General features: G+C 46.4%; 20 protein-coding genes and 1 riboswitch. Of the genes, 15 read left to right on the top strand and 5 right to left on the bottom strand.

The window, feature by feature from the left end:
* Window positions 1-3: 3 nt before the first annotated feature.
* The 4 genes from BT112_RS16110 to BT112_RS16095 all read right to left on the bottom strand — a co-directional run bounded on the left by BT112_RS16110 (window position 4) and on the right by BT112_RS16095 (window position 4,349).
* The gene (locus tag BT112_RS16110; protein ID WP_072318425.1) at window positions 4-1,545 is read right to left on the bottom strand and encodes an acyl-CoA carboxylase subunit beta; all 1,542 of its coding nucleotides are present in this window, start codon (window positions 1,543-1,545) and stop codon (window positions 4-6) included.
* A gap of 25 nt (window positions 1,546-1,570) precedes the next feature.
* Window positions 1,571-3,013 (bottom strand): acetyl-CoA carboxylase biotin carboxylase subunit, encoded by a 1,443-nt coding sequence (gene accC, locus BT112_RS16105; protein ID WP_072318408.1) that lies wholly within the window; start codon window positions 3,011-3,013, stop codon window positions 1,571-1,573.
* Between the two features lie 62 nt (window positions 3,014-3,075).
* Window positions 3,076-3,558, bottom strand: a complete 483-nt coding sequence (locus BT112_RS16100; RefSeq protein WP_072318407.1) for an acyl-CoA carboxylase biotin carboxyl carrier protein subunit — start codon at window positions 3,556-3,558, stop codon at window positions 3,076-3,078.
* Between the two features lie 113 nt (window positions 3,559-3,671).
* Complete coding sequence (locus BT112_RS16095; RefSeq protein ID WP_072318424.1) at window positions 3,672-4,349, bottom strand: PrsW family intramembrane metalloprotease; 678 nt, start codon at window positions 4,347-4,349, stop codon at window positions 3,672-3,674.
* A gap of 205 nt (window positions 4,350-4,554) precedes the next feature.
* Between BT112_RS16095 and BT112_RS16090 the strand changes: the two genes are divergently transcribed.
* From BT112_RS16090 to BT112_RS16050, 9 genes are all read left to right on the top strand, one after another.
* Window positions 4,555-6,672, top strand: a complete 2,118-nt coding sequence (locus BT112_RS16090) for a HEPN domain-containing protein (protein ID WP_072318406.1) — start codon at window positions 4,555-4,557, stop codon at window positions 6,670-6,672.
* A gap of 45 nt (window positions 6,673-6,717) precedes the next feature.
* On the top strand, window positions 6,718-7,518 hold the full coding sequence (gene cobA / locus BT112_RS16085; RefSeq protein ID WP_072318405.1) for a uroporphyrinogen-III C-methyltransferase: 801 nt from the start codon (window positions 6,718-6,720) through the stop codon (window positions 7,516-7,518).
* Window positions 7,519-7,540: 22 nt separating this feature from the next.
* Window positions 7,541-8,119, top strand: a complete 579-nt coding sequence (locus tag BT112_RS16080; protein WP_072318423.1) for a precorrin-2 dehydrogenase/sirohydrochlorin ferrochelatase family protein — start codon at window positions 7,541-7,543, stop codon at window positions 8,117-8,119.
* 63 nt (window positions 8,120-8,182) lie between these two features.
* Complete coding sequence (locus BT112_RS16075; RefSeq protein ID WP_072318404.1) at window positions 8,183-9,241, top strand: NAD(P)/FAD-dependent oxidoreductase; 1,059 nt, start codon at window positions 8,183-8,185, stop codon at window positions 9,239-9,241.
* 156 nt (window positions 9,242-9,397) lie between these two features.
* Window positions 9,398-9,512, top strand: a riboswitch (SAM riboswitch).
* 104 nt (window positions 9,513-9,616) lie between these two features.
* Window positions 9,617-10,618: a homocysteine S-methyltransferase family protein gene (locus tag BT112_RS16070; RefSeq protein WP_072318403.1), complete on the top strand. Its 1,002-nt coding sequence runs from the start codon at window positions 9,617-9,619 to the stop codon at window positions 10,616-10,618.
* Window positions 10,619-10,799: 181 nt separating this feature from the next.
* On the top strand, window positions 10,800-13,457 hold the full coding sequence (gene metH / locus BT112_RS16065; RefSeq protein ID WP_394333370.1) for a methionine synthase: 2,658 nt from the start codon (window positions 10,800-10,802) through the stop codon (window positions 13,455-13,457).
* 115 nt (window positions 13,458-13,572) lie between these two features.
* Window positions 13,573-14,526 (top strand): methylenetetrahydrofolate reductase [NAD(P)H], encoded by a 954-nt coding sequence (gene metF / locus BT112_RS16060; RefSeq protein ID WP_072318401.1) that lies wholly within the window; start codon window positions 13,573-13,575, stop codon window positions 14,524-14,526.
* A 34-nt stretch (window positions 14,527-14,560) separates the two neighbouring features.
* The gene (locus tag BT112_RS16055) at window positions 14,561-15,664 is read left to right on the top strand and encodes an acyloxyacyl hydrolase (RefSeq protein WP_072318400.1); all 1,104 of its coding nucleotides are present in this window, start codon (window positions 14,561-14,563) and stop codon (window positions 15,662-15,664) included.
* Window positions 15,665-15,687: 23 nt separating this feature from the next.
* Entirely contained in the window at window positions 15,688-16,431 is a 744-nt protein-coding gene (locus BT112_RS16050; RefSeq protein ID WP_072318399.1) for a head GIN domain-containing protein, read from the top strand.
* A 20-nt stretch (window positions 16,432-16,451) separates the two neighbouring features.
* Here the strand turns inward: BT112_RS16050 and gldA are convergent, their stop codons facing one another.
* On the bottom strand, window positions 16,452-17,363 hold the full coding sequence (gldA, locus tag BT112_RS16045; RefSeq protein WP_072318422.1) for a gliding motility-associated ABC transporter ATP-binding subunit GldA: 912 nt from the start codon (window positions 17,361-17,363) through the stop codon (window positions 16,452-16,454).
* 441 nt (window positions 17,364-17,804) lie between these two features.
* Here gldA and BT112_RS16040 point away from each other — a divergent pair, with 441 nt between their 5' ends.
* The 6 genes from BT112_RS16040 (at window position 17,805) to dtd (ending at window position 23,394) form a co-directional block, all read left to right on the top strand.
* On the top strand, window positions 17,805-18,632 hold the full coding sequence (locus BT112_RS16040; RefSeq protein WP_072318398.1) for a prephenate dehydratase: 828 nt from the start codon (window positions 17,805-17,807) through the stop codon (window positions 18,630-18,632).
* On the top strand, window positions 18,629-19,774 hold the full coding sequence (locus BT112_RS16035) for a pyridoxal phosphate-dependent aminotransferase (RefSeq protein ID WP_072318397.1): 1,146 nt from the start codon (window positions 18,629-18,631) through the stop codon (window positions 19,772-19,774). Before BT112_RS16040 ends, BT112_RS16035 begins: the two co-directional genes overlap by 4 nt.
* 37 nt (window positions 19,775-19,811) lie before the next feature.
* The gene (locus tag BT112_RS16030; protein ID WP_072318396.1) at window positions 19,812-20,675 is read left to right on the top strand and encodes a prephenate dehydrogenase; all 864 of its coding nucleotides are present in this window, start codon (window positions 19,812-19,814) and stop codon (window positions 20,673-20,675) included.
* A gap of 68 nt (window positions 20,676-20,743) precedes the next feature.
* On the top strand, window positions 20,744-21,826 hold the full coding sequence (locus BT112_RS16025; RefSeq protein WP_072318395.1) for a bifunctional 3-deoxy-7-phosphoheptulonate synthase/chorismate mutase type II: 1,083 nt from the start codon (window positions 20,744-20,746) through the stop codon (window positions 21,824-21,826).
* 128 nt (window positions 21,827-21,954) lie between these two features.
* Window positions 21,955-22,905 (top strand): ribosome small subunit-dependent GTPase A, encoded by a 951-nt coding sequence (gene rsgA, locus BT112_RS16020; protein WP_072318394.1) that lies wholly within the window; start codon window positions 21,955-21,957, stop codon window positions 22,903-22,905.
* Between the two features lie 36 nt (window positions 22,906-22,941).
* Window positions 22,942-23,394, top strand: coding sequence for a D-aminoacyl-tRNA deacylase (gene dtd / locus BT112_RS16015; RefSeq protein WP_072318393.1), 453 nt, complete (start codon window positions 22,942-22,944; stop codon window positions 23,392-23,394).
* Window positions 23,395-23,424: the final 30 nt, after the last annotated feature.

Genomic DNA, 23,424 nt, shown 5'->3' with positions numbered 1-23,424 from the left:
GCGTTACAACGGAATATTTCCATGTTTTCGTCTGGGTTGTTCCACCAGTTTGTTTTCCAGAATAGCAAAACTTTTCAGGAGTTTTCGCCTGGTTTCCTGAGGAAGGATAACTTCATCGATAAAACCTCGCTGGGCGGCTATATAAGGATTGGCAAATAGCCTGGAATATTCGGTCTCTTTCTCCTTGAGTTTGGCGTCCGGATCTGTAGCGGAAGCGATCTCTTTTTTAAATATGATCTCTGCGGCCCCTTTAGCACCCATAACTGCTATTTCGGCACTGGGCCAGGCAAAATTCATATCCGCACCGATGTGCTTGGAATTCATCACGTCGTATGCTCCTCCGTAAGCCTTCCGGGTAATTACCGTAATCCGTGGAACCGTGGCTTCGCTAAAAGCGTAAAGCAGTTTGGCACCATTAGATATAATCCCGTTCCATTCCTGATCAGTTCCGGGCAGAAAACCGGGAACATCCACGAGAACGAGTAAAGGGATGTTAAAACTGTCGCAGAAACGTACAAAACGAGCGGCTTTTTTAGAGCTGTTCACATCCAGTACTCCCGCCAGTACCATCGGCTGGTTGGCGACAATACCGATACTTCGTCCGCCGAGTCGTGCAAATCCGGTGATGATGTTGTCCGCATAATCTTTATGGATCTCAAAAAAGGAATCCGTGTCTATAATGCCGCTGATAACCCGATGCATGTCGTAGGGTTTATTGGTGTGATCCGGAATAACGGAAAGCAGGCTTTCGCGTATCTCATCGCCGGGTTCAAAAGGTAACGAATGCGGTTTTTCCCGATGATTCTGCGGAAGATAACCCAGGAGTTTTTTCAGATCTTCAAGACATTCCGCATCGTTATGGGAAGTTACATGGGCAACCCCCGATTTGGTAGCGTGGGTGCCTGCTCCGCCGAGTTCTTCGGAAGTTACGTTTTCGTTGGTCACGGTCTTTACGACATTAGGCCCGGTGACAAACATATAACTGGTGTCTTTTACCATAATCGTAAAGTCTGTCATGGCCGGGGAATACACGGCTCCCCCGGCGCAAGGTCCCATGATGGCCGATAGTTGAGGAATTACCCCCGAAGCACGTACATTCCGGTAAAAGATGTCTGCATATCCTCCGAGCGAACGTACCCCCTCCTGTATCCGCGCACCTCCGGAGTCGTTAAGTCCTATGACAGGTATGCCCGAACTGACGGCCAGATCCATGACCTTACATATTTTTTCGGCATGTGTTTCGGAGAGTGCTCCGCCGAATACGGTAAAGTCCTGGGCAAAAATATATACGGGACGCCGGTTTATAGTGCCGTACCCGGTAACCACCCCGTCACCGTAATACTGCTGGTTTTCCATCCCGAAATCTTTGGTGCGATGTAAGACCAGCGCACCTATTTCTTCAAAGGAACCGTTGTCCAGGAGATATGCTATTCGCTCCCTCGCGGTAAGTTTCTTTTTTTTATGTTGCTTTGCTATTCGTTCCCGGCCGCCTCCCTGCAGAGCCTGAGCCAGTTTCTCGTTGAGATCTTTTATTTCCAAATCCATAGTATAAACATAATTTAGCCGGTGATTATACACCGGGGAGACGTAATTTTTTAAGGTCTTCAGCGTATAGCTGTACAGCGACCAGTGCAGCGATCTCCGCAGCATCTTCCTGTTCCGTACGAAGGGTGTCAGGCGTATAGTGTTTCTGAATGAAATGGGTGTCGAAATTTCCGGAGCGGAATGCCGGGTGTCTACAGACAAATTTGCCGAAGGGTAACGTGGTTTCTACACCTTCTACGATATAATGATCGATAGCGGCAATCATGTGCTGGAGAGCTTCTTCCCTTGTTTGACCATGCGTGATCAGCTTGGCAAGCATGGGGTCGTAATAAATAGGCACATCCATTCCGGCTTCGAAGCCATTGTCTACGCGGATATGTATGCCCCGGGGCAGTTCGTACCGTTGCAGGTGTCCTACACTGGGCAGAAAGTTGTTCAGCGGATCTTCGGCATATACCCGAAGTTCGAGTGCATGACCGTTGATGGAGAGTTCTTTTTGCCGGACAGGAAGTTCTTCACCTCTGGCTACGCGGATCTGAAGTTCTACCAGGTCGGTACCGGTGATCCATTCCGTTACCGGATGTTCTACCTGTAAACGGGTATTCATTTCCAGGAAATAGAAGTTGTGATTTTCGTCGAGCAGGAATTCCACCGTTCCTGCTCCATAATAATTACAGGCTTCCGCTACTTTCAGCGCGGCTTCTCCCATTTTGGTGCGAAGAGTTTCGTTCAGTACGGAAGAAGGTGCTTCTTCGATGACTTTCTGATGTCTTCGCTGTATGCTGCATTCCCTTTCGAAGAGGTGGATACGGTTTCCATGTTGGTCTGCCATAATCTGGATCTCGATATGCCTCGGGGATGCGATATATTTTTCGATAAAGACGGCACCGTCACCAAAAGCGGAACTGGCCTCACTGATGGCACGTTTGATCTGAGGTTCGAGTTCTTTTTCCGTTTTGACCACCCGCATGCCTTTGCCACCTCCGCCTGCCGAAGCCTTAATGAGTATCGGATAGCCGATACCGGCCGCAACTTTTGCCGCTTCTTTCGGGTCTTTCAGTGCGTGATCCGTACCGGGGACCATAGGGATGCCGTAAGCTTTTACAGCTTCCTTGGCGGCCAGTTTGCTTCCCATCATACGTATGGCTGCCGGTGAAGGGCCTATAAAAATAATTCCTGCAGCTTCCGTTTTTTCGGCAAAAGCGGCATTTTCACTTAAAAATCCATATCCCGGATGTATGGCATCCGCCTTGGTTTGTCTTGCCGCATCGAGGATCCGGTCTATGGAAAGGTAAGATTTTTCGGGAGGCGCTTCCCCGATATATACGGCTTCGTCTGCATATTTCACATGTGGTGCATTACGGTCTGCGTCCGAATAGACGGCAACAGTAGAAAGTCCCATGTTTTTTACCGTACGCATGACGCGAAGTGCAATTTCTCCACGGTTGGCGATCAATATTTTCTTCACTTCCTGATTTTTTTTGATTGTACTTGATATGAACGAGATTTCCGGGTATTCCCTGGCGGAGATTATTCGTATTCGAGTAGCAATTGTCCTTTATCTACCGGGCTTCCCTGCTGCACGGCTACGGATTTTATAATCCCGTCGCGAGGGGAGAGGATTACATTTTCCATTTTCATCGCTTCCAGGACGATCAAGGTGTCGTTCTCTTTGACGGGATCTCCTGCTTTGACCTGGATATCGAGTACCAACCCGGGCATCGGTGCGTTGATCTCTGAAATATGATCGCCTTCACTGCCCGAAAAGCCCATCTCTTCGATAAGACGGTCGATAGCGTCCGATATCTTTACGATATGAATGATGCCATTTACCTGGATCGTGTAGGTTTTTTGTAAAAAATCGCGATGCAGAACTTTTATCTGTGCCGGCTTGTGATCTTTGAGAAAGTGAAAGGTGTCCGGTCCGGTAACCGCCAGATCGGGGAATGTTGCAGTCAGGTCAACGTCAAAGGAGAAGGTGTTATTGACCTTTGCATGATACGTTTTGTTCATAGGCTTTATGATGTTTGTACGGTACCTGTTCCCGATGAAAAAATCGTATTTTTTTATTGCTCTTCGGGAAAAATCCTGAATTTATAAGCTATAAAGATAATAATTCTTTGTGTTTATAACCGGAATTGTGAATTGTCCTGATGCTTTTTTATCACCTTTCGCGATAAAAAAATGCCGATTGCCAGCGATACGAACGCTCCGACCCACGTACCTGGAATGAAGTTTATAAAAAGGAAGAAGTCATAAGCGCCGTGAAACAATACAGCCAGAAAAAGCCCGCAGAAGTTCAGGAGTTTTCGGTTTGGCGAAAATTTGGCCCTGCCCATGAAATATCCCATGAGCACACCAAAAGTGGCGTGTGCCGGCACGGCTGTAAAAGCACGGACCAGAGCTACCTGGTATCCCCCGCCGAGCACATAGATTATATTTTCCGTTGCGGCAAAACCCATAGAAACCATAACCGCATAAACGATACCGTCAAACGGCTCGTTAAAATCCTTTTTGGGCTGGGCAAAATAGCGAACGATGACGTATTTGCTGAATTCCTCGGTCAGGGCAACCACCAGAAATGCCCGGACAAATTCCTGAATAATATTATCGCTGTAGTAGAGCGGGAGTGCCTGCTCGTATAAAGCGGATATGATCATGGTAATGATAACGCTGACAACAGCCCCGAAAACAAAACACAGAAGCAGTAACCACAGTGGCTCCTTTTCGTACTTGTCTTTGACATAGATGTAAAGAATTACCGCTACGACCGGTGCAAGAGCAAAAACTATAAGATTATTCATAGGTGAAAAATACATAAAATATCTGTTATTTCCGTAGGTTGTCAACGGGTATAGTTTTTGTATTAACCTTCTTTTTATTAGGATTTTCCATGTGTTTTGTGATGTGCGATATAAAAAAATCCGGTAATTCTATAGTTTATACGGAATTATCCTTTACATTTGCATTATAAACCTATAAATCTATCGATTAAATAGACTAATAGAAATGCAGAGCTTTAGAACAGAAATAGAGAATCCCGTAGTCGAAAAAGACATTATAGAACTGGAACGAAAGATCCGTTTGTTCCGGGAAGGCAAAGTAGATGAGGAACGTTTCCGCAGCTTGCGTCTGGCACGCGGAGTGTACGGACAGCGACAGCCCGGTGTGCAGATGGTGCGTATTAAGTTGCCTTACGGAAAAGTTACCGGAGAGCAGTTGCATCGTATTGCAGATGTTTCGGATGAGTATTCGACGGGTCGTCTTCATATTACCACCCGTCAGGATATCCAGATCCATTATGTGAGTTTGGAACGTACCCCCGAGTTGTGGGCGCAACTGGAAAAAGACGATGTGACCATCAGGGAGGCCTGTGGGAATACGGTACGTAATATCACGGCAAGCGAAACTGCCGGGGTCGATGTAAATGAACCTTTTGATGTGACCCCCCATGCGCATGCCGCTTTTGCCTATATGCTCAGAAATCCGGTAGGCCAGGAAATGGGACGTAAGTTCAAGATTTCCTTTTCGTCTTCCGATGAGGATACGGCTTTGAGCTATATGCATGATCTCGGTTTTGTTCCGAAGATAAAAGACGGAAAGAAAGGTTTTAAAGTACTCCTCGGAGGAGGACTGGGATCACAGCCCAGACATGCCGATGTGATATATGATTTTCTCGAAGAAGACAGGATTATACCGCTTATCGAAGGTGTGGTACGTGTTTTCGACCGCTATGGAGAACGGGCAAAAAGAATGAAAGCCAGGATGAAGTTTCTGCTGAAAGAGATGGGGGCAGAAGAATTTATCCGTTTGGTCAAAGAAGAGCAAAAAGCGCTTCCGTACCAGAGCTATCCTATAGATATCGAAGGTTTCGACGCCCATGCCATAGCGCTGAAAAACCTGAAAGATAAGCAGGTGCCTCAGGTAGACATAGAAGATAAGGAAGCTTATGAGCAGTGGAAAAGAACCAATGTAATACCGCAGAAGCAGGAGGGTTTTGTGTCGATCGGGATCAAGGTGTTACTTGGAGATTTTTATACGGATAAGGCCCGGCCGCTCGCAGACCTGGTCAGAGCGTATGCCGGTAATGAGTTGAGGTTCTCCCTGAGACAGAATATTCTGCTCCGGCATGTCCGCGAAGACCTGTTGCCATTCTTTTATACCGAATTGAGTAAACTCGGGTTTACCCAGACCGGCTATAACAGTACGGCGGATATCACGGCCTGTCCGGGTACGGATACCTGCAACCTCGGTATCGCAAACAGTACCGGAATTGCCGAAGTGCTCGAAGGTGTGTTGCGTGAAGAATACCCGGAGTACCTTCATAATACCAATGTAGCCATCAAGATCAGTGGGTGTATGAATGCCTGCGGACAACACATGATGGCCCATATCGGGTTCCAGGGAATGTCCATTCGTTCCGGTAAACTTGTAGCTCCGGCTTTGCAGGTATTACTTGGTGGAGGAGTTCTCGGAGATGGTAACGGAAGGTTTTCCGATAAAGTAGTAAAGATACCGAGTAAGCGAGGGCCTCAGGCTTTAAGAACAATTCTCGATGATTATAAGGCGAATGGTGCGGAAGGAGAGAATTTTCTGGATTATTACGACAGACAGGGGAAAACCTATTTCTATGATATTCTTAAGGCCTTGTCTGATACTGAGAACCTCACCGAAGATGATTTTAAAGACTGGGGACATGCGGATACTTACAAACAGGAAGTAGGAGTCGGGGAATGTGCAGGAGTGGTTATCGACCTGGTGGCTACCTTGCTGTTCGAAAGCGAAGAGAAAATAGACAGTGCCAGAACGGCGCTGGAAGAAGGGAAATGGGCGGACAGTATTTACTATTCCTACGCAGCATTGGTTAATACTGCAAAAGCATTGCTGTTGTCCGAGAATAAAAAGACCAATACCCATGCAGGGATTATTGCCCAGTTCCAGGAAGTCTTTGTAGATGAAGGAAAGATCAGTATCGATACCGATGCCGGAAATACTTTTGCTGCACTGACCTATCAGATCAATAAAAACGAACCGTCCGAAGCGTTTGCCGGAAAATATCTGAAAGATTCCCGGGTATTTCTGGAGCAGATCCGTATATACAGGGATCAGGAGCTGGTGACGGGTTAAGAACATAAATTTCCGGTAGCATCCGGTATGCAATAGAGACGTTACGTGAAGAAACCAAAATTAATAGTAGTAGGAGCAGGTCCCGGAGATGCCGACCTTATTACCCTGAAGGGGGTAAAAGCATTGCAGGCTGCAGATGTGGTATTGTACGATGCCCTTATCAATAGGGATATCCTGGTGCACGCCCCTGATGCCAAAAAAATCTTCGTCGGAAAGCGCAAGGGATTTCATGCGCATTCCCAGGATGAGATCAATGCGCTTATCGTGGAACATGCTTTTGCGTCCGGTACGGTAGTACGGCTGAAAGGAGGGGACCCTTTTATTTTCGGAAGAGGAACGGAAGAGATCGACTATGCGGATAGTTTTGGAGTGGAGACCGAGGTTGTGCCCGGAATCACATCATCCGTAGCCGTTCCTGCCTATCAGGGGATCTCGCTGACCAAGCGCCATGTGGCCGAAAGCTTTTGGGTCGTTACCGGGACGACATCCGCAGGAAAACTGTCCGAAGATATCGGACTGGCTGCACGGTCATCCGCAACAGTAGTGATCCTGATGGGAATGAGTAAGATCGATGCTGTTATGGAGTTGTTCCGAGATGCCGGTAAAGGCGAAGTTCCCGTGGCTGTTATCCAGAATGGTACCACGGTCAACGAACGTCTCGGATGTGGTACGGTGAATACCATTGAGGACATCGTAAAAGATAAAAAACTCAGTTCTCCCGCTATTATCGTAGTGGGGGAAGTGGTCCGGGAAAGTGTAAAACTCAAAGGGCTTTACGAAGAAGTAAATGCGTTGCCCCCAGCCGAATACCGCAAACTGCAAAAAATACAATTGTTTAAACGATAAAGTGCCCTTGTGGTATATGATTATGGAAAAGAACGAACTCTATCCCGTATTTCTCAAAGTGCATGAACTCAATGTACTGTTGGTTGGCGCCGGGCAGGTCGGACATGAAAAACTGTCTTTTCTGCTCAAATCGAGTCCCAATGCCAAAGTCATTGTCGTAGCACCGGATTTTAGTGATGAAGTCCGTACCCTGGCAGAGAAACATCATATTCCTATGTTGTACCGCCCGTATTCTACCAATGTACTTCACAAAAAGCATCTGGTAATAGCGGCCACCAACGACCCAGAGGTTAACCGGCAGATCTGTGAAGATGCCCGGGCCCGGAATATACTGGTCAACGTAGCCGATACTCCGGATTTATGTGATTTTTACCTGGGTGGGATCGTCACCAAGGGAAATGTAAAGATCGCGATTTCTACCAATGGAAAATCCCCGACGATGGCCAAAAGGCTTCGCCAGCTTTTCGAAGAAATCATACCCGATGACATCAATGAGCTTGTGGAGAACCTTAACCGTTACAGGAGTACGCTCAGAGAGAGCTTCGAAGAGAAGGTGGAAAAGCTGAATCATGTGACCCGTTCCTTTATTCAAAAGAGTTAAAGAAATCCCGGGACAGAAAAAGAAAAAAATTAACACTACATATATAATTAGAAACTGAAGAAGATGATCAAGACGGATATTTTAATAATCGGTGCAGGCCCTACAGGGCTGTTCACGGTATTTGAGGCCGGGTTGTTAAAGTTAAAAACGCATTTGATAGACGCTTTGCCACAGCCCGGAGGGCAGTGTTCCGAGCTTTATCCGAAGAAACCTATATATGATATTCCCGGTTTTCCCGAGGTTAAAGCCGGTGATCTCGTGGATAACCTTATGGAACAGATAAAACCGTTCAGTCCCGGATTTACACTGGGAGAAAGAGCGGAAACCATAGAAAAACTCGAAGACGGTACGTTTATCGTAACTACTAATAAAGGTACGAAGCACCACGCCCCGATTATAGCTATTGCCGGAGGACTGGGATCTTTTGAGCCCAAAAAACCGCTTATAGATAATATTGCGGATTACGAAGATCATGGAGTAGCCTATATGATCAAGGACCCGGAAGTCTATCGCAACAAAAATGTGGTTATTGCGGGGGGAGGAGACTCAGCCCTGGATTGGTCTATTTTCCTGGCTGATGTAGCATCAGAAGTGACCCTGGTGCACCGTCGAAATGAATTTCGGGGAGCCCTGGATTCCGTGGAAAAGGTAGGGGAACTTGCCAAACTCGGTAAGATCAATCTCGTTACCCGTGCCGAAGTCACAGGCTTGCTCGGAGAAGGTCATCTGAATGGCGTAGTGATCAATCATGCCGATGAAGGAGAGTTTGTCAAAGAAACCGACTATTTTATCCCGTTGTTCGGTTTGTCACCCAAATTAGGTCCTATAGCCGATTGGGGACTCGAGATCGAGAAGAATGCTATAAAAGTGGATAACTCCTATGATTATGCCACGAATATTCCGGGGATATATGCCATCGGAGATGTGAATACCTATAAGGGTAAACTAAAGCTTATTCTTTCCGGGTTTCACGAAGCAGCTATCATGTGTCAGAGCGCTTATCAGCGGATCTTCCCCGATAAACGATACGTAATGAAGTACACGACCGTAGGTGGAATACAAGGTTTTGACGGTACCAAAAAAGAAGCCAAGAAAGAAGTGATCAAAGCGATAGAAGTATAATCGTTCGGTTACGGTTAGGGTGTCTTTGAAGGATGCCGCGATACAACATACACAGCCCTGAAGGTTTAGGCCTTTCAGGGCTGTGTATCAATAAAAATCAACAATTCATTTGCAAAAGAAAAAGGTATTACATTTCTTTGCATTCTGAATTTATTGAAGTTATCAAGAAAGGCAGAGGGAATAGACCCGGTGAAGCCTTAGCAACCCTCCGTGCCTGAAGCGGAGAAGGTGCTAAATTCTACCCCTGTGGCGACATGGGGACAGATGACGCAAATACTTCCCGTATTTCTCCCTGTTTTCTGATAACGCATACAGTATAAAAGTTTTCTGTTTCGGGTTCGGTAATCCGTTACAAGAGACAAAACAACAGATCTTATGAGTGCTATACAAACAGAGCTTCAGAAAAGAATATTGGTACTGGACGGGGCCATGGGGACCATGTTACAGCAATACGATTTTACGGAAGAAGATTTCCGGGGAGAGCGTTTTAAGGATTATGCCCATCCGTTGAAAGGCAATAATGACCTGCTCTCTATCACACAACCCGAAGCCATAGCCGAAATACACGTCAAGTATTTTGAAGCCGGTGCCGATATTGTCGAAACCAATACATTTTCGGGCACCACGATAGCTATGGCCGATTATCACATGGAAGATCTGGTCTATGAACTCAATTACGAGTCTGCACGTATAGCCAGGGAAGTCGCTGACAGGTTCACTGCTGAGCATCCGCAAAAACCGAGATTCGTCGCCGGAGCAATCGGTCCGACCAACAGAACGGCGAGTATGTCGCCCGATGTCAACGATCCCGGGTACAGGGCTATTACATTCGATCAATTACGTATAGCCTACAAACTGCAGGTAGAAGCGCTTATAGACGGAGGAGTGGATATACTGCTGGTCGAAACCATTTTCGATACCCTGAATGCCAAGGCTGCACTGTTTGCCATAGAAGAGGTGAAAGAAGAGCGGGGGCTGGATACCCCGGTCATGGTCAGTGGAACCATCACCGATGCTTCGGGAAGGACATTGTCCGGACAGACCGTAGAAGCTTTTCTTATCTCCATATCGCATATTTCCCTGCTTAGTGTAGGCTTCAATTGTGCACTTGGCGCAGACCAGTTAAAACCCTATCTCAAAAGACTCGGACAAAATACCGATCTGAATATATCGGCGCATCCCAATGCGGGGTTACCCAATGCGTTCGGCGAATACGACGAAACGCCGGAAGAGATGCAGGCCCAGATCAGGGAATATCTCGAGGATAACCTGGTGAATATTATAGGGGGATGCTGCGGGACTACCCCGGCCCATATCCGGCTCGTAGCAGAAGTAGCAGCTCTTTACAAACCCAGGAAACTGGGAATGTCCGCATAGGCCGAAATCCAAGCGACAGCATGCGTACACAAAACAGTATTTGGCCGTACAGACGGCAAAACCAAGGTCGGAGGCGACCCATTTAATACCGAGATCCGTGGGAAAAGGAAATACAGAAGAACAACGATATAACGATCCGTTACCGGAAGACAGACCTCCCCGTCCGTTAAAACTTTCCGGACTGGAGCCTTTGATTATTACGCCCGAGAGTAATTTTATCAATATCGGGGAGCGGACCAATGTCACCGGTTCCCGAAGATTTCTTCGTCTGGTCAAAGAAGAAAAATATCAGGAAGCCCTCGATGTGGCCAGAGCTCAGGTGGAGGGAGGAGCACAGATCATCGATATAAACATGGATGAAGGGATGATCGATGGTGTGCAGGCGATGACCACCTTTCTGAACCTCATTGCTTCTGAACCCGATATAGCCCGGGTCCCCGTGGTGATCGACAGTTCCAAATGGGAAATTATCGAAGCCGGGCTCAAAGTCGTGCAGGGAAAGTGTATCGTAAACTCCATCAGTTTAAAGGAAGGCGAAGCACTCTTTATAAAACATGCCAGGACCATAAGACGCTACGGTGCGGCAGTTATCGTGATGGCTTTTGACGAAGTGGGACAGGCTGATACATACGAACGCCGGATAGCGATCTGTAAACGATCGTATGACATTCTTGTCAATAAAGTAAGTTTTGCTCCCGAAGATATTATTTTCGATCCCAATATTTTCCCGGTAGGGACCGGGATGGACGAACACCGCAAGAACGCTATAGACTTTTTCCGGGCGACAAAATGGATCAGGGAGAACCTGCCCTATGCCAATGTCAGTGGAGGGGTCAGCAACGTATCGTTCTCGTTCCGTGGGAATAATGTGGTCCGTGAAGCGATGAACGCTGCTTTCCTGTATCATGCCGTACAGCACGGTATGAACATGGGTATTGTAAACCCCGAAATGCTGGAGGTGTACGATGAGATATCCAAAGAGTTACTGGTACACATAGAAGACGTACTGCTCGATCGCAGGGATGACGCTACCGAACGTCTGCTCGATTACGCCGAACAGGTAAAGGACAGTGGAAAGACTTCCGAGAAAAAACTACAGGAATGGCGTAACGAAGGGTTGCAGGAGCGGATAACCCATGCCCTGGTAAAGGGTGTGGACGAATTTATAGAAACCGATGTGGAAGAGGCCCGTACACAGGTAGACCGTCCTATAGAAGTGATAGAGACTTACCTGATGAACGGGATGAATGTAGTGGGAGACCTTTTCGGAAGCGGTAAGATGTTTTTGCCTCAGGTGGTAAAGTCGGCGCGGGTGATGAAGCGTGCCGTAGCCTACCTGTTGCCTTTTATAGAAGAGGAAAAGAAAAACCTTCCGGCAGGTGAAGGCGGATCGAGAGCCGTAGGTAAAATATTAATGGCAACCGTTAAGGGGGATGTTCACGATATCGGAAAAAATATCGTGAGCGTGGTACTGGGTTGTAACAATTATGAAGTTGTAGACCTCGGGGTGATGGTTCCGCCCGAAAAGATCATTCAGACAGCCATCGATGAAAATGTAGATATTATAGGGTTAAGTGGACTCATAACGCCTTCGCTGGACGAGATGGTGTACCTGGCTAAAGAACTGGATAAACTCAGTATACGCATTCCGGTACTTATCGGTGGGGCAACGACCTCCCGTGCGCATACGGCTGTAAAGATCGCCCCTGCATACCGGGAGACCGTGGTGCATGTTAACGATGCGTCCAGAGCCGTAACTGTGGCCAGTAACCTGCTCAATGAGAAAACAAAGGTTGCATACTGCCGCTCCATCAGGGAAGAATACGACAAACTCAGGGAAGGATTCCTCAATCGCTCCAAAGTAAAAGAGTATCTGGATATCGAAGAGGCAAGGAAAAACAAGCTCCTGCTCGATTGGGATAATTACCGTCCCGTGGTGCCTCGAAAGACCGGGGTATATAAGATAGAAGCCTCGCTCGAAGAGCTGCTGGATTACATAGACTGGACCCCGTTTTTCAGGACCTGGGATCTGCATGGTAAATACCCCGAAATACTCACCGATCCGGTAGTTGGGGAGCAGGCGAGATCGCTTTATGACGATGCGAAAAAAATGCTGGAGGTCCTGGTGCGTGAACGATGGTTGCAAACCAAAGGAGTTTACGGATTGTTCCCGGCCAACCAGGTAAACGATGACGATATCGCTATATATGACGAAAACGGTAAGCACACCGAAACCCTGCTGACATTGCGGCAGCAGTCGAAAAAGAATAAAAGGGCAGCCAATATAGCATTGGCAGATTTTGTGGCTCCCGAAACTTCAGGTGTACGCGACTATGTAGGTGCGTTTTGTGTAACCACAGGTTTCGGAGTGGAAGAAAAAGCTGCAGCCTTTGAAAAGGAATACGATGATTATAATTCCATTATGGTAAAAGCCCTGGCCGACCGGTTTGCCGAAGCTTTTGCGGAGTACCTGCACAAAAAAGTAAGGACCGAATTCTGGGGATACGATTCCGGTGAAGATCTTACCAATGAAGAACTGATCAGAGAATCCTATAAAGGTATCCGTCCGGCTCCCGGTTATCCGGCCTGCCCGGATCACCTGGAGAAAAATACGCTCTGGCGTTTGCTTCATGCCGAAGAAAACACAGGAGTCCGGCTAACCGAAAGCCTGGCCATGTGGCCGGCATCTTCGGTCTCCGGATACTATTTCGGCCATCCGGAAAGTAAGTATTTTGGCCTCGGGAAGATCAAAGACGACCAGGTTGCCGATTATGCGGTAAGACGGGGTATCTCTGTTGATGAGGCCAGGAAATGGCTCAACCCGAATATTGCAGATTAATACAGCGGTGCCGTTGACAACCATAACGGATACCCGACATGCCGTTGGGACCTAAACGGCCAAAAGCATATAAAAAAGTTAAACCCAAATTCCGGTGACAGCCGGAAAATAAAACATGAAAGTAACAGAACACATAGAACAGGCCAAGGGAAACACCCTGTTTTCGTTTGAAGTGGTGCCACCGCCCAAAGGAGGGAATATACAGGAATTATACAATAATATCGATCCCCTGATGGAGTTTAAGCCACCGTTTATAGACGTGACGACTTCCAGAGAGGAATATATCTATATAGAACGGGAAGGACTGCTCGACCGTAAGATCGTGCGGATGCGACCCGGAACCGTGGGGATATGCGCGTCTATTAAACACAAGTACCAGGTAGATACCGTGCCCCATGTACTCTGTGGTGGATTTACATGTGAAGAGACAGAGTATATGCTGGTAGATTGCCATTATCTGGGGATAGACAATGTGATGGCGCTCCGCGGCGATGCGATGAAGCATCAACGTTATTTCGAACCGACAAGAGGGGGACATACCTACGCCAACGAACTCGTAAGCCAGATCAAGAATATCACCCGGGGGAAATATCTGCACGATGTGGTAGAATCCAATAACATGCCCGATTTTTGTATCGGTGTGGCCGGATACCCGGAAAAACACCTGGAAGCTCCTTCGCTGGACTATGACCTGAAAAAATTGCAGGAGAAGATCGATGCCGGAGCAGATTATATCGTAACCCAGATGTTTTTTGACAACAGTAAGTTCTTTGAGTTTGTCGAAAAAGCGAAAAGTATGGGAATTACAGTTCCGATTATTCCCGGGATCAAACCCATTGCAGTGAAACGCCATCTGCAACTGTTACCGCAGGTATTCAAAATAGACCTTCCGGAAGAGCTTATCCGTGCCATAGAGCAATGTAAGGATAATAAAGAAGTCCGACAGGTAGGGATAGAATGGTGTATTCAGCAGTCTAAAGAACTGAAAGCAGCCGGGGTGCCGGTTTTACATTACTATTCTATGGGAAAATCTGACAATATCAAGGCAGTGGCTTCATCGGTTTTTTAAAAATAAAACATACTTTTGTGCCTAATCGGGCAGCATGAGAAAATTATTTTTTGCCTTCGTGGTATTTTGGGGAGTGTTTGTTTCCGGCCAGGAAAAAAAGGACGGAAGCAAACACTCTTCCTATATAGATATCAATTATTTCTACGGTAATATCGTTCAGCATAATACCGATATTCAGCATCTCATTTCCGGCCATCCCACCGGCCTTATACTAAGCTGGAACCACAAGACTCATGGGAAGGAAGACTGGGAACAGCTTTATAATTATCCCGATTACGGCATCTCTTTTGGTTATCAGGATTTCAGGAACAGAACCCTCGGTGAAAATTACGGGTTTTATGCGCATTACAATTTTTATTTCCTGAAACGAAACCTCGTGCTTCGTATCGGGCAGGGCCTGGCCTACACGACTAACCCTTACGACAAAGAAAATAATTTCCGCAATGTTGCTTTCGGTTCACATATCCTGAGCAGTACCTATCTCATGCTGAATTACAAAAAAGAACGGATTTTCGATCGCTGGGGGATTCAGGCCGGTTTTTCTTTTATTCATTATTCCAATGCCAATGTCCGTGCTCCTAATACAAGTGTAAACAGCCTGGCATTTAACATCGGGGTGAATTACCAACTGGAACCCGGGGAACCGGAATATCACCGTAATATGTTTATTGATAAGTTTACAGAGCCCGTCCGGTATAATATGGTATTCCGCAGCGGGATAAATGAGAGTGATGTTATAGGAAGCGGGCAATATCCGTTCTATATATTCTCCTTTTATGCAGACAAAAGGATCAGTAGAAAAAGCGCTATTCAGTTGGGCAGTGATGTCTTCTATTCCAATTTTCTGAAAGAATATATACGCTACAGGGGGATAGCCTATCCCGAAGATGATATATCCGGTGATGAGGATTATAAGAGGGCCGGAGTTTTTATAGGACATGAACTGTTTATAAACCGATTGTCTTTTATCGCCCAGTTGGGATATTACGTCTATTATCCTGTAGAATTCGAAGGGCGTTTTTATCAGCGGCTCGGTATCAAAAGGTATTTCGGTGAGAAGATCTTTGCGGCGCTTACACTCAAAACACATGCAGCCAAAGCAGAGGCGGTCGAAGCCGGTATCGGGATCAGGCTTTAACGGATTTTTAAAAACCTTAGGCAATGAAGAAATTAGTGGTCGTGGCAGTATTACTCCTGTTTTCCTGTAACAGTGAAGATGCCGGGGATTGTTTCCGGACTGCAGGGGAGAAGATCCGCAGAGAGGTTGAGGTCGGGGAGTTTTCAAGAATTCTTGTCAATGAGAATATCCGGTTGGTCATCAGGGAAGGTACGGAATATCATGTAACCGTGGAAACTGGTAAAAACCTCGTCAATGATATCCGGGTAAGAGTGCAGGAAAGGCAGTTGGTACTTTCCGGCGACATCAGCTGTAATCTTTTCAGGGATTATGATGAGACCACGGTCTATGTGACGGCACCGGACATTTCGGAGATACGTAATTCCTCCCAGTGGGATGTACGTTCAGACGGGGTACTGACCTATCCGGAATTGCGTATAGTCTCTGAAGATTATCAGAACGATTACCAGAATACGGGCGATTTTTACCTCGAACTGGATACTAACAGCTTCAGTATGGTGTTCAATAACCTGTCGAACTGTTTTGTAAAAGGAAAAACGCAAACCCTGAGTATCTACCTGGCAGCGGGAAATTCAAGAGTGGACGCCTCCGGTCTCGAAGCCGGGGACGTCAGTATTTATCACCGGAGCTCCAATGACATCATCGTAAACCCGATACAGCGTCTCTCGGGAGATATCTACAGCACAGGGGATCTTATTTCCGTAAACCGCCCGCCGGAAACAACGGTGACCCGACACTATAAGGGAGCCTTGATTTTCAGGTATTAAGACGGTATTTGATTCGGAAATCACGCCCGGGTAAGTTCGTGAAAAAGACTTTCCAGGTTGCGGTTTTTTCGATGCAGTTGCAAGGTTTTCAATCCGTTGTCGTGTGCGAAATCGAAAACGGAAGGTCGCATATCCTGTGAAGTGTTAAAGTGAAGTTCGTAGACAAAGTCATAAATGTTATTGACCGTTTTTATATGCGGGAGATTTTCCAGTAATACGGGTTCTACCCGGTAATCAAATTCTACTTCGATAATCTGTTCGGTCATTGCCTGCAAACTCTCCAGTGTTTTATCGGCTACGATATTGCCTTGGTTAATGATAATAACCCGGTCACAGATGGCCTCTACCTCCTGCATGATATGGGTAGAGAGCAGTATGGTTTTTTCCTTTCCCACATCCCGGATCAGTTGCCTGATCTCCACGAGCTGGTTAGGGTCGAGTCCTGTGGTGGGTTCGTCCAGGATAAGTACTTCCGGATCGTGGAGCATGGCAGCGGCAAGACCCGTACGCTGGCGGTATCCTTTGGAGAGTCCCCCGATTTTCTTATGCGCTTCCGGGGTAAGCCCGGTGAGGGAAATCATGTTGTCTATGTGATGCCGATCTATCTTTTTTCCGGCAGCGCGGTATATCGAGGCACTGAATTCGAGATATTCCCTGACATACATTTCCAGGTACAGCGGGTTGTGTTCCGGGAGATAACCGATACTTCTGGCCGCTTCCTTTCTTTGGGAATTCACGTGAAATCCGTTTACTTTCGCCCTTCCCGAATCTGCAGAAATATACCCGGTAAGTATTTTCATCATGGTGGATTTTCCGGCACCGTTAGGCCCCAGGAACCCTACGACCTCTCCTTTGTTCAGCGAAAAAGAAACGGAACGAAGTGCCTGCTGCTCCCCGTAGTTTTTGGATATATCGATAACTTCTATAGACATAAATGCATATTGACGGATTATAACCGGTCTCAAAAATACATAAACGTTCGGGAAGGATAAGTGTTTTGCTATACTTCTTTACCTCCCGGATACTTTTTGTAAACGGCCATAAAAGCCGGGTACTTATGATAATAAACAGCGAGTCATATTTCGGAATTGTTATTTTTTGTGTGTTTTTTCAGAAAAAATGAGAAAAATATATTCTCGCTCTTGTATGTTTCAAATTTATAATTACTTTAGCAGCGTCAAATAGAATAAACAAATGACTCAGACTGCTTATAACTGGAACTTTTATTTTTTCTTCTTTTATTTCTTTAGAGGGAGATCGGGACGGTTATAGCGTGTTTTGAGTGAAAAAATATATGACTGGTCCCGGATTTTCCGGGACTTTTTTTTGGTCTTAAAAATCGTAATAACAAAAAATATGCAGGTAATTGCAGCATGAACAAGATAGTAGCCATACAGGGAATCAAAGGGTCTTTTCACCACCAGGTGGCCAGGGAATATTTCAGTAACGATACCGATATCCTGGAATGCCTTTCGTTTGACATTTTAGTAGACAGCCTTCTGGACAAGACCGCTAATACTGCGGTGATGGCCATAGAAAATTCGATAGCGGGCTCTATCATTCCCAATTATGCCCTGATAGACAATAATCAATTGCATATTATCGGGGAACATTATGTGAATATACATCACAACCTTATGGCTTTGCCGGGACAGGGACTGGACAATATCCGGGAAGTGTATTCTCATCCGATGGCCTTGTTACAGTGCAAGAAGTTTTTCAAACAGTATCCGCATATCAAGCTTGTCGAAGATGCCGATACGGCGGAGACAGCAAGACGTATTCGCCAGCAGGAATTGCAAGGTATAGGAGCTATTGCCAGCCGGACAGCTGCCGAACTCTTCGATATGCAGATCCTGGCCGATAACATACAGACTATCGAGGATAATTCTACCCGGTTTGTCATCGTACAGACCGAAAATTCGGTATTGCCCGAAGAAGAGATCAACAAGGCATCCATAAAATTCAAAGCAGATCACAAGAGAGGTAGCCTCGCTACCGTACTCAATGTAATGAGTGACTGCAGGTTGAACCTCACCAAGATCCAATCGCTCCCGGTAATCGAAACTCCGTGGAAATATTCATTTTTCGTCGATGTGACATTCGAAAAGTACGAAGACTTTAAGAAGGCTAAATCCCTTCTGGAGATCATGACGGAAGACTTTAAAATACTTGGCGAATATAAAAATGCAAAATTATGATTGAAGTAGCCAAAAGGTTAAGCACCGTAGAAGAATACTACTTCTCAAGAAAACTTCGTGAAGTAAGGCAACTGATGGCCGAAGGAAAACCCGTCATCAATATGGGGATAGGGAGTCCCGACCTGCACCCGGCTCCGGAGGTGATCAAAGCACTTCGGGATGCCGTTGAAGATACAATGGCACATCAGTACCAGAGTTACCAGGGATTGCCCGAATTGCGGGAAGGAGTCCGGGATTTTTACCGGGACAAATTCGGAGTAGCCCTCGACAGGGATACCGAAATCCTTCCGCTTATGGGGTCTAAAGAAGGGATCATGCATATTTCTATGGCCTTTCTCAATGAAGGTGATGAGGTATTGATCCCCGATCCGGGATACCCAACCTATACTTCCGTAACGCGGTTGCTCGGTGCCGTACCCAGGTATTACGACCTTACCGGAGATAATGGCTGGCTGCCCGATCTGGAAGCCCTCGAAAAACAGGATCTTTCCGCAGTGAAGCTGATGTGGCTGAACTATCCGCACATGCCCACCGGAACAAACGGAACTACTGCTTTGTACGAAGCACTGGTAGCTTTTGCCCGGCGTAATAATATTCTCCTGATCAATGACAATCCGTATAGCTTTGTTCTCAACGATAGCCCGGCGAGTATTTTGCGGGTAGAAGGGGCCAAAGAAGTAGCATTGGAACTCAATTCACTGAGTAAAACCTTTAACATGGCCGGGTGGCGCGTAGGAATGGTCATGGGAGATGCCCGGAATATCAATGCCGTACTCAAAGTAAAAAGCAACATGGATAGCGGTATGTTCTACGGAATACAGAAGGGAGCCGTCGCGGCACTCCGTTGCTCGGATGACTGGTATAAAGACGTAAACAGCGTATACAGGGAGCGGAGAGTGTTGATGTACCGGCTTATCGAAGAACTCGGGTGTACATACGACCCGGATAGCGTAGGCATGTTTGTCTGGGCTAAACTTCCGGAAGAAGTTACATCTGCCGAGGGTTTTATCGATGATATTCTCTATAGCAAAAGCATATTTATAACTCCCGGCACCATTTTCGGGAAAAACGGTGAAGGTTATATACGCTTTTCACTGTGTACACCTAAAGAAAAAATACAGGAGGCTATAGATCGTCTCTGAACAAGAAGGAAACAGTCTTCCGTAAAAAAAACATAATATGACAAACGTATTCGTAATAGGACTCGGACTGATAGGGGGATCTTTTGCACTCGATATCAAATCGGTTTACGGGGAAGCAAAGATCTACGGGATAGATACCAATGAAGATCACCTTAACCAGGCCGTAAAGCTCGGTCTTATCGACAGCAAGGCCGCTATGGAAGATCTGTCGGATGCCGAAGTAGTTATTGTAGCCGTTCCGGTAAATACAAGCCTGAAACTGCTTCCCGAAGTACTGGACCTGGTTGGGGACGATGCTGTGGTTTTCGATGCGGGCTCTACCAAATCCCTTATTTGCGAAGCTGTAGCCACACATCCCAAACGGCGTAATTTCCTGGCTGCACATCCTATAGCCGGTACGGAATTTTCCGGTCCGTCGGCAGCCCTCGAAGGATTATACCGGAATAAGGTGAATATTATTTGTGAAGTGGAGAAAACAGCTTTCAAACTTCAGGAAAAAGTCCTGAAACTGTTTACCGATATCGGGATGCGTATCCGGTACATGGACCCCGGAGCACACGACAGACATATAGCCTATGTGTCTCATTTGTCACACATCAGTTCTTTTATGTTGGGAAAGACAGTTATTGAAAAAGAAAAGAACGAACGCGATATTTTTGACATGGCGGGAAGCGGATTTGAGAGTACCGTGCGCCTGGCCAAGAGTTCGCCGGCCATGTGGGCTCCCATTTTCGAGCAGAACAGGGCGAATGTCACGGAGACACTCGAAGAGTACATCGCCAATTTACAGCAGTTCCTCGATCTGATGAAGAAAGGAGAGTTTGATGCCATTTATCACGAAATGGAAAATACAAACAGGATCAGGGAAATATTAAAAGGGATCAATGTCCCCGCATCATAAGTTTTTCAGCATACGATATAAAACGAAAATAAAGAACCAAAACTGGAATTTACAAATTAAAAAAGATCATGGAAAATTCGAAAGAGATGAGAGGATGGTTGGACAACCTGGGACTGGATCACCCTCTGGTAATTGCCGGCCCCTGTAGTGCCGAAACCGAAGAGCAGGTGCTTAAAATTGCACACGACCTCAAAGATACTGATGTTACGTATCTGCGTGCCGGAATATGGAAGCCGCGGACGCGTCCCGGTAACTTTGAAGGAGTAGGGGCACTCGGTCTCAAATGGTTACAGAAAGCCAAGGAAGAAACCGGAATGCTTACCGCTACGGAAGTAGCTAATGCCGCCCACGTAAAACTGGCTCTGGAACACGATATCGACTTGTTGTGGATAGGGGCAAGGTCTACCGTAAGCCCTTTTATCGTTCAGGAGATTGCCGATGCCCTTAAAGGTACCGACAAAGTGGTCCTGGTGAAAAACCCGGTCAACCCCGACCTTTCCTTGTGGCTCGGAGGTATAGAGCGTCTGTATTCGTCCGATATTAAAAAACTCGGAGTTATTCACAGAGGATTCTCTACTTACGAAAAAACCAAGTACAGAAACATCCCCGAATGGCAGCTCGCTATCGAATTGCAAAACAAATTCCCTGATCTGCCCCTGATCTGCGATCCTTCGCATATCACCGGGAAAAGAGATATGATCTTTGATGTAGCCCAGACTGCCCTCGACCTGAATTTTGACGGATTGATGATCGAAACACACAACGATCCCGATAATGCCTGGAGTGATGCTGCTCAGCAGGTTACCCCCGATACGCTTGTGCAGATTATGAAAGATCTGAAAATACGTAAAGAAAGCGATGCCGAAGCCGAATACAACAATAAACTCGGAATGCTTCGTGCTCAGATCGACATTATAGATAACGGTCTGATCGATACCCTCGGGAAGCGGATGAAAATCTCCGATGAGATAGGAACGTTGAAAAAACAGAAAAACGTTGCCGTATTACAGAGTAAACGCTGGAATGAGATCCTCGGAAGAATGATCCTCGAAGGCCAGGAAAAAGGACTGAGCGAAGAGTTTATCCTGAAAATGTTCAAGGCTATTCACCAGGAGTCTATAAATCACCAGGAAAAGATATTAAAAGCGTAAATTTGTAGACCGTACAAATTTTCGTAATTAATAGTACAGCGATGTCCGGAAATTCGAATGGGTATTTTTTATGGTCTACGGACAATGAAAAATGTAATAAGATTTTCGGACATCGCTTTTTATAGCCTATGACAGGAACAGTCTACAAATCTACCGGAAGCTGGTACACCGTAAAAACGGAAGAAGGGCAGTTGTTTGATTGCCGTATCAAGGGAAAATTCCGTATCAAGGGAATTAAAAGCACCAATCCTGTTGCGGTGGGGGATATCGTGGATTTCGAGCCCGAGCCGGACGGAGCTGCCGCAACCGGTGTAATTACCCATATACACGACCGCAGGAATTATATTGTCAGGAAATCGGTAAATCTTTCCAAGCAGAAACATATTATTGCGGCCAATATAGATACCGCTTATTTATTGGTTACTCTGAAAAATCCGCTGACACTCACCACTTTTATCGATCGTTTTCTGGTAACGGCTGAGGCGTATGACATCGAAGCCGTCTTACTTTTCAACAAGTCCGACCAGTATGACGAAGAAGAGCTGCTGGAAGTAAAATATCTTGCCGCCATGTACAGGCATGTAGGTTATGAGTGTATTGGAGTATCGGCTGTAACCGGAAAAAATATAGACAAGGTCAAAGCGCAGATGCAGGGCAAGGTGAGTATGTTCTCCGGCCATTCCGGTGTAGGCAAATCGACATTGGTCAATGCCATAGCTCCGGGGCTTAGTCTCCGTACTGCCGAGATCTCCGGGCAGCACAAACAAGGACAGCACACCACGACATTTGCCGAAATGTTCGATCTGGATTTCGATGCCAGGATTATCGATACTCCGGGGATCAAAGGATTTGGTATCGTGGATATGGAAAAGGAGGAAATCGGCGATTACTTTCCTGAGTTTTTTGCGAGAAAAGGAGAGTGCCGGTTTAACAATTGTCTGCACGTAGACGAACCGCATTGTGCTATTAAACAAGCCCTCGAAGACGGAGAAATTCCGTGGAGCAGGTACAAAAGTTACCTCCAGATTCTCGAAGGTGAAGATGAAAATTACCGTACGGATATTTACAGCGAAGAATAAGTAGGAATTTTAATACATAACAGTAAAACAACCGATATGCGTGTAGTTATACAGCGGGTCCGGGAAGCAAGCGTTGCTATAGACGGAGTGGTAAAATCGTCCGCAAAGAAGGGGTTGCTTATCCTGGTCGGTATGGAAGATGCGGATACGGAAGAAGATATCGTATGGCTATCGCGCAAAGTAGCCAACCTTCGTATTTTTAATGATGAAGAAGGTGTCATGAACAAATCTGTCCTTGATATCGATGGCGATATTATTGTAGTGAGTCAGTTTACCCTGCATGCTTCTACCAAAAAGGGTAATCGCCCTTCTTATATCAAAGCGGCACGACCCGAAGTAGCTATTCCGCTTTATGAGGCTTTCGTGAGTCAACTTCAAAAAGATACCGGAAAGAACGTAGGAACCGGGGAATTCGGTGCCGACATGCAGGTTGCCCTGCTCAACGACGGACCGGTGACGATTACGATCGATACCAGAAATAAGGAGTAAAAGAAGCGTATCGGAAGCTTTGGCCTGGTC

The organism is Sinomicrobium oceani (assembly GCF_900119185.1).
Classification (GTDB): domain Bacteria; phylum Bacteroidota; class Bacteroidia; order Flavobacteriales; family Flavobacteriaceae; genus Sinomicrobium; species Sinomicrobium oceani.
The sequence above is the reverse complement of the archived record's forward strand: the minus strand, read 5'-3'. Positions and strand labels throughout refer to the sequence as shown.

Bases quoted from the DNA above. Each gene is read 5' to 3' on its own strand.
- BT112_RS16070 (WP_072318403.1), top strand. From the start codon at position 9,617: ATGAGTGCTATACAAACAGAGCTTCAGAAAAGAATATTGGTACTGGAC.
- BT112_RS16050 (WP_072318399.1), top strand. From the start codon at position 15,688: ATGAAGAAATTAGTGGTCGTGGCAGTATTACTCCTGTTTTCCTGTAAC.
- rsgA (WP_072318394.1), top strand. From the start codon at position 21,955: ATGACAGGAACAGTCTACAAATCTACCGGAAGCTGGTACACCGTAAAA.
- BT112_RS16025 (WP_072318395.1), top strand. From the start codon at position 20,744: ATGGAAAATTCGAAAGAGATGAGAGGATGGTTGGACAACCTGGGACTG.
- BT112_RS16040 (WP_072318398.1), top strand. From the start codon at position 17,805: ATGAACAAGATAGTAGCCATACAGGGAATCAAAGGGTCTTTTCACCAC.
- dtd (WP_072318393.1), top strand. From the start codon at position 22,942: ATGCGTGTAGTTATACAGCGGGTCCGGGAAGCAAGCGTTGCTATAGAC.
- metF (WP_072318401.1), top strand. From the start codon at position 13,573: ATGAAAGTAACAGAACACATAGAACAGGCCAAGGGAAACACCCTGTTT.
- BT112_RS16100 (WP_072318407.1), bottom strand. From the start codon at position 3,558: ATGAACAAAACGTATCATGCAAAGGTCAATAACACCTTCTCCTTTGAC.
- BT112_RS16080 (WP_072318423.1), top strand. From the start codon at position 7,541: ATGGAAAAGAACGAACTCTATCCCGTATTTCTCAAAGTGCATGAACTC.
- BT112_RS16035 (WP_072318397.1), top strand. From the start codon at position 18,629: ATGATTGAAGTAGCCAAAAGGTTAAGCACCGTAGAAGAATACTACTTC.
- BT112_RS16090 (WP_072318406.1), top strand. From the start codon at position 4,555: ATGCAGAGCTTTAGAACAGAAATAGAGAATCCCGTAGTCGAAAAAGAC.
- gldA (WP_072318422.1), bottom strand. From the start codon at position 17,363: ATGTCTATAGAAGTTATCGATATATCCAAAAACTACGGGGAGCAGCAG.
- BT112_RS16075 (WP_072318404.1), top strand. From the start codon at position 8,183: ATGATCAAGACGGATATTTTAATAATCGGTGCAGGCCCTACAGGGCTG.
- BT112_RS16110 (WP_072318425.1), bottom strand. From the start codon at position 1,545: ATGGATTTGGAAATAAAAGATCTCAACGAGAAACTGGCTCAGGCTCTG.
- BT112_RS16095 (WP_072318424.1), bottom strand. From the start codon at position 4,349: ATGAATAATCTTATAGTTTTTGCTCTTGCACCGGTCGTAGCGGTAATT.
- BT112_RS16055 (WP_072318400.1), top strand. From the start codon at position 14,561: ATGAGAAAATTATTTTTTGCCTTCGTGGTATTTTGGGGAGTGTTTGTT.
- BT112_RS16030 (WP_072318396.1), top strand. From the start codon at position 19,812: ATGACAAACGTATTCGTAATAGGACTCGGACTGATAGGGGGATCTTTT.